The organism is Coleofasciculus sp. E2-BRE-01 (genome assembly GCF_040221695.1).
GTDB lineage: Bacteria > Cyanobacteriota > Cyanobacteriia > Cyanobacteriales > Coleofasciculaceae > Coleofasciculus.
In genome coordinates, this window is the sequence record NZ_JAVKEA010000140.1 from 23,651 (window position 1) to 35,948 (window position 12,298).

The window sequence follows — 12,298 nt, forward strand, 5'->3', positions numbered from 1 at the left end:
TGTTTGTTCTCTGTTCCCTTATTACCAAGGATTACCAATTAGGGTAAAGGAACTCCAAAAATAAGGATGGCTGTAGTTTTGGTTAATCGACGCCGGAAAATCGGAGGGTAAGAGAATACTACTCGTCGTCGTGATTAAGCGATCGCCTTCTCGTTGCACTTCACCTCTAAGCATTGCCAGTTGTGCCTTTCGCAAGGCTTCAGCTTTAGTGGAACTTTGCTTAAGGTTTTCGTAAAATGTGGTCATTAGTCCCAGTGTCCCCTCATCGCTAACATACCAGAGACTGCCTAGGGCTGACTTGACCCCAGATTGTACCGCTAACCCCGTAAATCCTAACTCGGCTTCCTCATCTCCTAACGCCGTGCGACAAGCACTTAAAACCAACAGTTCCACCGTCGGTTTATGCCAATCTAACTGCCACATCTGATCCAGTTTGAGTTTATTATTGTCCCACAACTGAATGTAAGAGTTGGCAGGTTTCCCTGGTTGAAATTCGGCATGGGTGGCTAAATGCACAATACCATACGCCACTTTTCGGCGTGCTTGCTTGAGATTATTTAAGGTAAACTCTTCATTCAGAAAGGATTCACCTTGCCACACTTGATCAGCAATCACCTGTAACTCAATGGGAACACCAGGTAAAGATGCCTTATCCCGAAATGTTGAAGCCCCCATTGCCAACACCGAATCATCTCTGACATCTTGATAACGAGTATCGGTGAGACTGAGGCTAGGCATTAAGCCGACACTATAGTTTTCAATGATAAACTGATCCCCATCATACAAGGCAGCAATGGGTATGGAACGCAATCCCGTATCCATAACAAATGCCAAATGCTTGATGTCTTGCGCGGCTAAATCAGCGGCTATAGGTTTAATCAACCATTGATACATCTGGTAAGCGGGTGGCAGATAGTTCTGGTCATCTATTACGTTGGTTACCGTGCGACGAAATTGATCTGCCATTTCCAGGACTTCCGCTCTGGTTACATTAACCGATCGCCGAATCGGTTGTCCATCAGCAGAAATGAGAATTAATTCCAAGCGATCGCTCGGTTGCGGGGTTAGCGATCGTAATAAACTGGTATTATTGGGTGCAACATCTGCACCTTCAGGCACAGAAGTAATTGTTTGCGGGGCAAATACCACATAAATCACTGCCGACTTCACCCCTGTCGCCGCTTCATTATCGCGTAAGATTTCTCGCGCTTGTTCTAAAGTAATCCCCGCCCGTTTCGCCCTGCCAAAATATTCCTCATAATCGCGACTGAATAAGTTATCAATCTCCATCACCCCAGATTCGTCCTTTTCAATCGGGGATTGACTTTGATTAGAATCAGCGGTGGTTAAATCAACGGGGTTAACTGGGATATCACGGGTATCATCAACGCTAATAATCTGAATATTACCTTCAGTGTGGGTAAAGGGAAAGGATTGGAAAGGGGCGATGGTAAACTCACCACTGGTAATGGCAGCAGCTGTGCCGTTAGTTGTGGCATCCCCCACATCAAAGGGAATAATTCCGTCTCCCCCATGACGAATCGTGATATCACTGCCACCATTTCCACCTGCCGTAGAAATGCTAGTTTCCCTACCATTGTGGGAAAAACTACCCGTTGCCTGAAAGACGCGATCGCTCTCTATCTCAACATTACCCCCTCTACCATTACTCCCCCCCTGTGCGTTAATTGAACTTACCCGAATATAGTTCTGGGGATCAAGACTAACGTCACCGCCATCGCCGATATTGCCACTGGAATTGATTTCTCCTGCATCAATACTCACCTCAGCCTCGACCACAATATCACCACCCGTCGCCGCCGAGGAATTGAGATTACCACTATTGACTGCATCCTGATGGCTAGTGAGACGAATATCACCGCCAGCCGTCATAATATTACCCGTCTTTAGAGTATTACGAGTTGTCAGTTCAACCGCCCCCCCAGACGTTTGCACATCTTGCAGATTAATTGTGTCAATTCCTGTCGTATGCTTTAGACTAGCCGCCCTAATCAAAGCATTCGCCGTGAAGTTATTGGCATTAAAAATAGTCAGATTCCCCAGTGGCATTGTTTCACCAACACTATCGGCAAACGCGATATTTCCCATTCCCGCCGCCGCTAGGTTTAGATTAGCCAAACTCCCGTTACCGTTGAGCCTATTATTAAACCGGATATCACCGCCATTTGTCCTCAGGAATGTATCGCCATTTAGGATGGTTGGAGCATTAAATTCAATCGTACCATTTGCTGTTGTAACCTCACCCGCGAAATTCAGCGGATTAGCACCATTGAGTTGAAAATTGTCCGTGAGATTAATCCGGGCTGTTGTCGGGATATTCAGATTACCACTAAGAATTGTTAGATTGCCAATTGGGGTTGTACTCCCTATCGTTTCAGGTAATTTAACTGTACCCGTTTCCGCGATTAGGTTTAGGCTTTCCGTTCCATTTCTCCCATTAATTGGATTGAGCAAACGGACATCACCCGCACTCGTATTCAGACGACTATCACCCGTCAGCGTAACCGCACCATTTAAATCAATCGTGCCAGTTGTTGTGGTAATTGTCCCAGCCAGATTGACTGGATTTGTGCCATTTTGCTCCAATCCTCCCGTCAAGTTAATCGTAGTGGCGAGATTTAAACCTCCATTAATCGTCAGGTTATCCAGTGGGGTACTATTGCCAATTAGATTATCAAAGGTAATACTATTCGTGCCAGCAGACAGTTCAAGGTTATAATTACCGTTAAGCGTGTTGTTAAACAGAATAGTACCTGCACCACCTGTATTAAAGACAGTATCGCCAGTTAGAGTAATTGGTGCATTCAACTCCAGGCTACCGTTCGTCGTTGTAATTTGACCCGCCAACTCCACCGCTTCGGTGATATTTAATTGTAATCCGCCCTCTAGGTTAAGTTCGATGGTTTCCGGGAGAGTCAAGGTACGACTAGAGATCGTGAGATTGCCGATCACGTCAAAGTTAGCGGTTTGTGCGATAATTCCATCGCCACTTAACCCCTTATGTTCAATCGTCAGATGATTGGTGTTGATGATACCCTCTAGAGTAATAGTACCGCTTTGATTATGGGTTAACCCCTCACCTGTATTCAGGGTAATATTAATATCTCCCTCACCTGTATCTAGTGTTATTCCATCTGCCAATACGATTTCCGCGTTGCCCATATCTCGCTGGGCATCAACCACTCCATTTGCCAGAGTTTCGTTTGCGATTAGGTTTAAATCACCATTATCTGTAAAAATATCAGCATTAATCATAATGCTGCGTCCGGCTTGAAACGTGAGATCGCCCCCATTGCCGCTAGGATTATTGATAATCAGGGGATTATCGAGAGTAATAGTAATATCATTATTGGCTTGCAGCACAACGGCTGTACCCGTATTCAGGGTGCGTTGTAAAAAGAAGGGAGAGAATGTTACCGAATTACCAGATAAGTTAGCAAATGTTAGATCAGTGGGAACGCCGACGGTTACTCGACCATTACCTTCGTTGGCAAATTGTACCCAAAACTTCTGATTAACTGGGTCATTAACAACTGTACCCAAACCTGAATTTGGCTGGCGACTGATAATACTATTGTCATCGCTAACTTGATTTGTACCATCCCAGCTTTGTCCGGTACTTCCATCTACCCAGGTAACGGCTCCTCTGTTATTGTTCCAGTTAGGACTGCTGACAACATAATTACTATTGTTTAATTCAACAACGCCACCACTACCCACTTGGTCATTCGCCACGTTTCCCACTAAACTGTTGAGTTCGCTTGCCTGACCAATAATTTCAGTTGTGCCATCGCCCCAAGTAACGGCACCCCGGTTATTATTCCACTCTGGGCTACTAATCACATAATTCCCATTACTCAGGGCTGTAAAACCGCCACTACCTATCCGATCAAAGGAGGCTGGAGTGCCAACCAAACTGTTAGTCTCACTTACCACACCAATAATCTCGGTTGTGCCATCGCCCCAAGTGACAGCGCCCTGATTATTATTCCAGTCAGGGCTGCTGACGACGTAATTGCCATTGGCAAGCGCAATAACACCTTCAATCCTCGGAGAAGGAACAAAGCCCATCGGGGGGACACCATTACCAACTTGATCACCGGATGTACTCCCGACTAAACTATTGATCGCACGAACCTGCTCATTGCCCGTTTGCAGAGTACCATCCCGCCAAGTCACCGCTCCTCTGTTATCGTTCCAGTTCGGACTGCTGATCACATAATTCCCGTTAGTCAGGGCGGTAACACCCCCACTACCGATGCGATCTTGGGCAAGGCTACCAACTATACTGTTATCTAGTCTTACTGAACCCGTGGTCAAACCGTTAGCATCGACCCAGGTGACGGCTCCCACATCCTGAACTGCCCCATTGTTCCACAGGGGGCTACTGACCACATAATTGCCATTAGTCAGCGCCGTAACGCCACCACCACCAACCTGATCATCAGTCTGAGTACCAATCAAACTGTTATTCGCACCTACGACTCCTGTTATCCCCGCCACACCATCACCCCAGGTGATGGCTCCTTCATTTGTATTTAGACTTGTTGGATCATCAGATCTAGTTGTATTGGGATCATCCCAAAAGGGGCTGTTGACGACATAATTTCCGTTTTCCAGCGCAGTTACACCGTCAAAACCATTTTCGACCAATCCGACAAGATTATCTTCGCTACCAATTAAGCTGTTGCTCGCATCCACTTGTCCTTGAGTAGTCCCAGTCGTGCCATCACCCCAAGTTACAGCACCCTGACTGTTGCCCCAAAATGGGGAGTTGACTACATAATTGCCATTATTTTTGAGAGCCGTAACACCACGACTACCAACTCTGTCTCGAAGCTGAGTGCCAACTAAACTGTTAGTCGCATTCACCTCTCCAATAGTCTGTGTTGTGCCATCACCCCACGTCACCGCTCCTACATCCATAACCCCTGTAACGTCATTGTCCCACCTTGGACTAACAACCACGTAATTTCCATTACTTAAGGCTGTAACACCACCACTCCCCACTTGATCATCTGTCTGAGTGCCAATTAAACTGTTGGTTGCATCAACAACCCCACTAATTCCCACAGCGCCATCAACCCATGTTACTGCCCCAGCATTTGTAGCGCCTTCAACGGTATTGTCCCACTGTGGACTAGCGACTACGAAATTCCCATTACTTAAGGCTGTAACACCACCACTCCCCACTTGGTCATTCGTTTGACCCGTCAGTGTGCTAAGTAATGCCCCGGTTGAACCGTTGAACAGATAAACCGCACCCGCATTATCTCCACCCAAGTTATCCTCTGGCTTAGTGACTGCCACATTCCCCGTACTCAATGGCGCGATCGCATCACCAAATCCAGAACCATTGTCAGCGTTCGGATCAACAAGGTCAAACTGAGGAATAGCGCCTACACTATCGTCAATTATGATATTTTTTGGATCGAGTAACAGCGTCCCAGCCAATCCATTTACAGCCCCCACATCAACAAGACCTGTGATCGAGAGTGTATTTTTACCCGATACTTCCACAAAACCGCCGTCACCGCTAATGACACCACCTCGCGCCTGAATCGTACCGGAAAATTGAGTGTGTTGGTCAGACCAAACAATCGCCCGTCCTCCATAGCCTGTAGTTAAGGCGTTGGCGTTTAAACGACTGCTATGATTAATGATGGTATTTTGGGCATTAATGGCATTTGACGTTTGTCCCTGAAAATCACCACCGACTAAAATCTCTCCACCGCCACTGTTACCACTAACATCAATATCAGTCGCCAATAACTGAACCGTCTCAGCAAATAAATGGACGGTACCGCCCACTTCTCCTGTCGCCTCAATGTCACCTGAAGTGGTTAAGACTGTATCAGCATTACCCTTAAATTCAATTACCCCTCCCTGTTGAGAACCATTTGCCCGGATTGTCGCGCTAGCGGTTTGAATGACTGTGCCTGTAGAATTAACCTGAATTTCCCCACCATTTCCCTGGTTCCCGGTTGCACTCAGTTGTCCCGTGTCCAGGAAATGATCAGTTTGAACCTGAATATTACCCCCATTCGCCCCATCAGCCATAATTTGACCGAGGTTATCCACCCTAGAACCAACGACATGAATTGAACCCCCCTGATTCGTATCGGTGGTTGATACTTGCCCTTCGTTGACAAGTTGACCGCTATTCCCCGTCAGTAAAACAGGTAAATCGAGGGGATTAATGGGCAATTGCTCCCCAGTGGCGGAGCGAGGGGGTGTAATCTCTAACGTGAGGGGGCTTCCCGGTTGACTGATTCTGAGCAAATTCTCGCCCGGTACAGCCGCGATCGCAACTTGTCCTCCTGGTGCTGTCAGTTGCCCTGTGTTGGTAATACTTCCACCTGCTAAGGTTAAAGTCTGACCTTCTCCCACCTCTAAATTGCCGTGATTAATAATCGCAGCCGATTCAGCCAAGTCAAACGCTAAGCTAGTCGGAGTCCCGATTAAATTTTGATAATTAGTCTCACCAAACGCATTAAACCAATTCTCCGAGCCAAAGCCAATCCCCGTCGCCGTGGTTGCGGTAAATGCCGCCGGAACATTAAGTTGGGCATTAGCGCCAAAAATGATCCCCGCCGGATTCATTAAGAATAGATTAGAATTTCCGCCAGTGACCTGAATTAGACCATTAATTACAGAGGTATCTCCGCCAACTACCCGTCCCAGAATGTTGCGAATTTGGGGATCGGAGATAAAGTTGGCAATTTGATCGGGGGAGAGTCCAAATTGATCAAAGCTATGGAAAAGATTTGCGCCATCTCCCGAAAGCGTTCCACCGTGGATATCCCAGCGGTTTCCCTCTGGGGTGACAATAGTGTCAGTACCATCGGCGGCTGGGGTAATGGGTTGAGCCTGGGCTGGGGGAACCAAGTCCAGCCAAGCTATCGCTGATTGTAAGGTGCGATCGCGCTTAGGAAACCGTCCTGTTTCGGGAAAATTTAGGTAAGGCATTACCCCGGTGAGAACAACACCGACAAACAAACAGCGAATGCACAATGAGATAGGTTTCATCGCTAGTCCCCCAATCCGGTAGAACTTGCCAAATCCAGCATACTTTATATTCTCGTCTCAAAAATAATGGTTCAGGACTTAGCCTTCGCGATTTCCCTCCAGTCTACAGAGACAGGGTATGGCGAAACTCAGTTATCTTCAGGAGTTTTACTTGCTAACTCTAGTTTGACGAATTTTCTTTAAAAAAATAAAAATATCGACGCCACGTTGATAGGGTTAAACCTTAAACTTTGTAACAAAATCTTCTTGACGGTTTGGTAAACTTTGGCTACATTACTATGTCATTAAGCTCTAAAGAAAACTAATGGAGTCCTGAACCCCAAGAATGATTACATCATTTCCCGCCTTTTTGTTAGGACGACAGGAAGCAGAGGGAAGTTTTAGCGCAACGTTACCTTATGGAAAACTTGAGGAATTTATTATGACAACACCCCTTATCGGTCAAATTGCCATGGTTGCTTTTGATTTTGCCCCCGATGGTTGGTATCTTTGCGATGGTACACTATATGACATAATAAGTGACGAAAACGACATTCTGGCTTCAATCTTGGCAGGAAAGTACAATCAGCCTGGTGATCCAACACAAGGTGCTTTTCGCGTTCCTGATTTGAGAGGTCGCGTTCCTCTGGGGATAAACCCGATGGCAGGAAATAGTGATAATGATCGCAACTCCTATGGCTTGGGTGATAAAAGTGGAACAGAGCAGGTTGAATTAACTCAAGCGAACTTACCAGAAATTCAAATGAAATTAAAAGCGACGAATGCTGACTCCAACGAAACCAGTCCAAGTGGATCTGCCCTTTTGTCGAAACCGAGAAGTAGCATCTATGCTACTGGAGCGACTAATTTCGTGGAAATGGACTGTATTTCTAGTATCGGTAGTAGTGAGAACAACGCCCACAATAACCTGCAACCCTACTTAGCGATTAACTTTATCATCGCTTACCAAGGAATCGATCCACGCCCCTAGTGGTATGACCCCGCTAAAATAGGGCTTTGTTTGTAGTGAGTACTTTAGTACTCTAATGCCTAGCTGAAGAGGGCTGAAGCCCTCACTACGAAGCCAATCTATATCAGTGTTTCAGATTAGTTAACGCTGAGTTATTTTTTTCGTCAATCTCGAACCAAACCCCACTACTCCCAGTGTAAAGATACCTAGAATCGAAGCAGGTTCAGGAACTTCTGTTGGGGGTTCTTCAAACGCTTCTCCTACCTCAATGTTGTCAATAGCAAAGCTATTAACCTGAAAGCCAGGTTCTTCACTGGGATCATCAGAAACAGGTGCATCTATCCCTTTAAACTCAACGCTATTCAAGTTACTCCACTGCTGCTCAAAGGTTACGGTTTGAAAATCCTCTAGAGGTCCACTTCCATCAGTAATACCATCAAAGGAGATTAGTTTGGTGATTGAACCGCCTCCGGCTAAAAAGCCAGTTAATTCAACCCTTTTGGCTTGATCACGAGGTACTCCCCATTCTGCCAAGTCCAAGCTGAGTAACGAAAATGGAGTTCCGTTAACTTGAGACATGATGACAGGATTTATAAACGGCTCCTCTGTGTCGTTGTCTACTAAATTCCGGATCACAAAATAGGTGCTGTCATTATGTGCCTCAAATACATTATTAGCTAATGCATACTGAGTTTGTTCACGGGGGAGAGTGGGCTTAAACAAGAAATTTTGCGACGTTATCGAGGAGAAAACATCTTCATTATCATTAGGTTCAATCGCATTATCTTCAAAATCAATAACCAGTGCTTGGGCGGCTGGACTGCTTAATACGGCAATTAACGTAGCCAAAGCTGTCGTTAGTGATAATTTGCCAATGACCTTTGAATGAGCCATGATGAAATGTATGTCCAAAAAAATTCAAACTGAGTTGTGGAGATGCCTAGCCCTGATGGAAATAAAAAAATTGAATGTGTGGCAAGTCAATAGTCAAGCTGTTTTATTGTCTGAGAGATTATCCAGCTTTAATCTCGAAATGTCCTTATTGTTTATAATTGCATCTTGCTAAGTCAAACTACAAGCGTTATAGCCATGATTTACGGAAAAAACATAATCGAGATGACTTAAATAAAGTAGTGATAAACTTTGCTGCAAGTTTAAAACTAGATCAGGAGTTAGATCGGACATTGTGCCGCAGCCGTTAATCGCCTGCTGGTCGAATCCATTTTTATTTTTCCAAAAACTTTTAACTAAGACTTCTTGGACTTTAGCTCTTAGCTAGACTCTAAAGCCTTGCAACCAACTGTTGTCAGAAAAGCTATCAACGTCACTGTCGGCTTTTCTTTTATTGAAAGAATATTTATATCATAATGGAATGTAAAGAGGTATAAACGTTGCTCAACAGAGACGAACTAGCAGCACCTTGGATAAGGGTATAATTTTACCTTCATCCTTTCATCCCCTCATTCCGGAATTCTGGAACTTAATTTTCGTTTTCAGGATAATTACAGCAGATTTGGTGGTTGATGAGGTACAGTCTCTAAGCAAGATCCCCGACTTATTCGAGAAGTCGGGGATCTGTCTGTGTACCTCACTTGAAAAGCGCTGTATAATTACTTATTTATATTTGACAATTTTACTTGTAAAAGGTAAAATTAATGCCGCTTTTCAAAACAAGACAGCTTTTCTCCCTTTATTTCCAGGGATTGGAGCGATTTAAACACCCACACCCCACACCCCACACCCCACACCCCACACCCTACCCACTATCAAACCTTGGTAACCGTTTCCACCTCTACATCTTTCAACTGCTCCAAAGACTGCCAAACGGTTTGCAACAGTGATTCTAACCCTTTTTGAGTCACGGCTGAAATTTGGAACACGGGTATATGGGTTAAGTGATTGAGTTCAGTCGCCAGCAGTTCTACCGTCTCTGAATCAACCGCATCTATCTTATTCAATGCCAGAATTTGAGGACGTTCTGACAATCCCCGTCCATAAGCCTGTAACTCGGCTTGAATGGTTTGGTAATCGCCAATCGGATCATCAGCCGTAGCGTCAATTAGGTGCAATAATAAGCGCGTGCGTTCGATATGGCGGAGAAAGTCATACCCTAACCCCGTTCCCAGATGCGCTCCTTCAATTAATCCCGGAATATCGGCAAACACTGTACCATCACCTGTGGGTTTACGAACCACACCTAAATTGGGTACTAACGTTGTAAACGGATAATCGGCAATTTTCGGGCGTGCAGCAGAAAGGGCGGCAATTAGGGTAGACTTACCCGCATTGGGTAAACCAATAATTCCCACTTCTGCCAGTAATTTCAACTCTAAACGCAAGCGGCGATACTCTCCAGGGAGTCCGGGTAAAGCATAATCAGGAGCGCGATTGCGATTGCTCAAAAAATGCTTGTTCCCTAATCCTCCCTTACCTCCCTTAGCCGCGCAAAAGATTTGTCCCGGTTGGACTAAATCCCCGATAATTTCCTGGGTATCTGCATCATAGATAACTGTACCGCAGGGAACTTGAATTGTGCGATCGCGCCCATTAGCACCCGTTCGATTATTTGGTCCCCCACGTCCCCCATTGTCGGCTTGGAAGCGGTGGGCATATTTGAAATCCAGTAGGGTTTGCAGGTGTTCAGCCGCCACCAAAATCACATCTCCCCCGCGTCCCCCATTCCCACCCGCAGGTCCTCCCGCAGGCACATATTTCTCCCGCCGGAAGGCGACAATCCCATCGCCGCCCTTCCCAGCTTCTACTTCAATTTCTGCTTGATCAATAAATTGCATGATTTGTCATTTGTCATTTGTCATTCGTCATTGGTCATTTGTCAAAGACGTCTTACGTTTAATCTAGTCGGGGCGGGTTTAGTTACATCTGGGTGAGGGAAGAAATGATAGTAGTGAAACCCGCCCCTACAGACGAATCATGGCACATCTCTACACTAAAAATATTTCGAGACATCTTCGCCCCGTTCATCTGCCAGATAGGATAATGCTCGGAAGCGCAAGCCGACTAACTGATCATAGAGTGGATTGAGCTTACACATGGCTGGAATGTGGGCGACTTTGCGACCAAATAGGTTGACATCTCGTTCAAACGGACATTGAGAGGGGATAATATTACAAACAAATCGGGCAACTCGTGGGTCATGAACTTCCATCCCGTCCAGCCATTTGCGTAGAGGATGCAGAATATCTGAATGGGGATGGGGAGAGGTTCCTGGTTGCTGGGCGTCTTGGTGGACAACATCCGGGGTATCCGTTCCCTCACCATCGTAAAGGGTATGCCGCAGGGCATTCAATGCCTCGATTTGCAGTCCCAGCGCTTCGCAGAATTCTTGCAGAACATCTGCTTCCTTCACCGAGTAGATACCATCTGCCATCGCTACCATGACAGCCGTTCTGATAAAATTCTCGGCAGTATGCTTGTTGTGACCTAACGCCGCAGCCAGTTCTTCGGCAGAAATAGTTTGTTCAACCGACTGGGGATCTTTATCCACCACTAGGAGTTCATGAGTCAGTTGAGAAACGATCTCTTTTTCTTCGGGATCAAAGTGACCATCAGCCCAAGCCACGGTACACAAGCCGCGCAGCCAAGCTGAAATTTGGTCTTCAGTGTAGGGAGATTGAGTGACAGTCGTCATATTTATCTAGCAGGAACTCGACGAACATGATTGGAAGAGTAAACCTTGGCAGAGTCCTAACAGGTTTTAAACTGGGAGACTAAACGACTGAGGTTTAGGGATAACGGCATTACCCTACCAGGGTTGGAACTGTTTCCACTCTTAATCTTAACTACTACGGAAGATAAGTTCTGGTTACTATCGGCACAATCAGGCTGAAACGATTGGTAATTATTGAGTTCAAGGGGTTGCTGCCGTAGCCATATACCTGGGGGAAGTAACTGTAACTAAAAAGCTGGACACTGTGGACTGGTCGAGTGCCGACACCGCCAGAGTGAAACAGGAAGCCATCCGGATAATGTCTAACAAGATCCAATTTTGTCTAGCTTTGTCCAAGTGTTGTAGAACGGCGCACTCATCAAGCAGGATTCGCATAAGCTATCAGCATTTCCTTTGCCAATTCAAGAGCTGCGATCGCTTGCTCACGCCGAACACTGGGAAAATGATCTAAGAATTCATCGAGTGGATCGCCAGCTTCGAGATAATCGAGCAACGTTTCAAACGGCTCAGGTGAGCGATCGCGGTTTACAGTACAAGCGATGGTGCAGGCTCTCTCGTGATTTATCCGAGGGATGAAACCGAATTTCGACAAACTCAATTGCCGCAAGGCG

Annotated in this window: 5 protein-coding genes and 1 pseudogene; 1 reads left to right on the forward strand and 5 read right to left on the reverse strand. The window is 45.9% G+C overall.

Annotated elements, in window-relative coordinates; genetic code table 11:
* Positions 1-21: 21 nt before the first annotated feature.
* Positions 22-7,050: a CHAT domain-containing protein gene (locus RIG66_RS16890; RefSeq protein WP_446379938.1), complete on the reverse strand. Its 7,029-nt coding sequence runs from the start codon at positions 7,048-7,050 to the stop codon at positions 22-24.
* Between the two features lie 325 nt (positions 7,051-7,375).
* Here RIG66_RS16890 and RIG66_RS16895 point away from each other — a divergent pair, with 325 nt between their 5' ends.
* Positions 7,376-8,020, forward strand: a complete 645-nt coding sequence (locus tag RIG66_RS16895) for a phage tail protein (RefSeq protein ID WP_446379939.1) — start codon at positions 7,376-7,378, stop codon at positions 8,018-8,020.
* Between the two features lie 120 nt (positions 8,021-8,140).
* Here the strand turns inward: RIG66_RS16895 and RIG66_RS16900 are convergent, their stop codons facing one another.
* The 4 genes and pseudogenes from RIG66_RS16900 to RIG66_RS16915 all read right to left on the reverse strand — a co-directional run.
* Complete coding sequence (locus RIG66_RS16900) at positions 8,141-8,893, reverse strand: PEP-CTERM sorting domain-containing protein (RefSeq protein ID WP_446379940.1); 753 nt, start codon at positions 8,891-8,893, stop codon at positions 8,141-8,143.
* A gap of 872 nt (positions 8,894-9,765) precedes the next feature.
* Entirely contained in the window at positions 9,766-10,791 is a 1,026-nt protein-coding gene (gene obgE / locus RIG66_RS16905; protein WP_446379941.1) for a GTPase ObgE, read from the reverse strand.
* Positions 10,792-10,946: 155 nt separating this feature from the next.
* Complete coding sequence (locus RIG66_RS16910; RefSeq protein WP_446379942.1) at positions 10,947-11,648, reverse strand: Mo-dependent nitrogenase C-terminal domain-containing protein; 702 nt, start codon at positions 11,646-11,648, stop codon at positions 10,947-10,949.
* A 397-nt stretch (positions 11,649-12,045) separates the two neighbouring features.
* Positions 12,046-12,192: pseudogene (locus RIG66_RS16915) on the reverse strand (DUF433 domain-containing protein); the annotation flags it as partial.
* Positions 12,193-12,298: the final 106 nt, after the last annotated feature.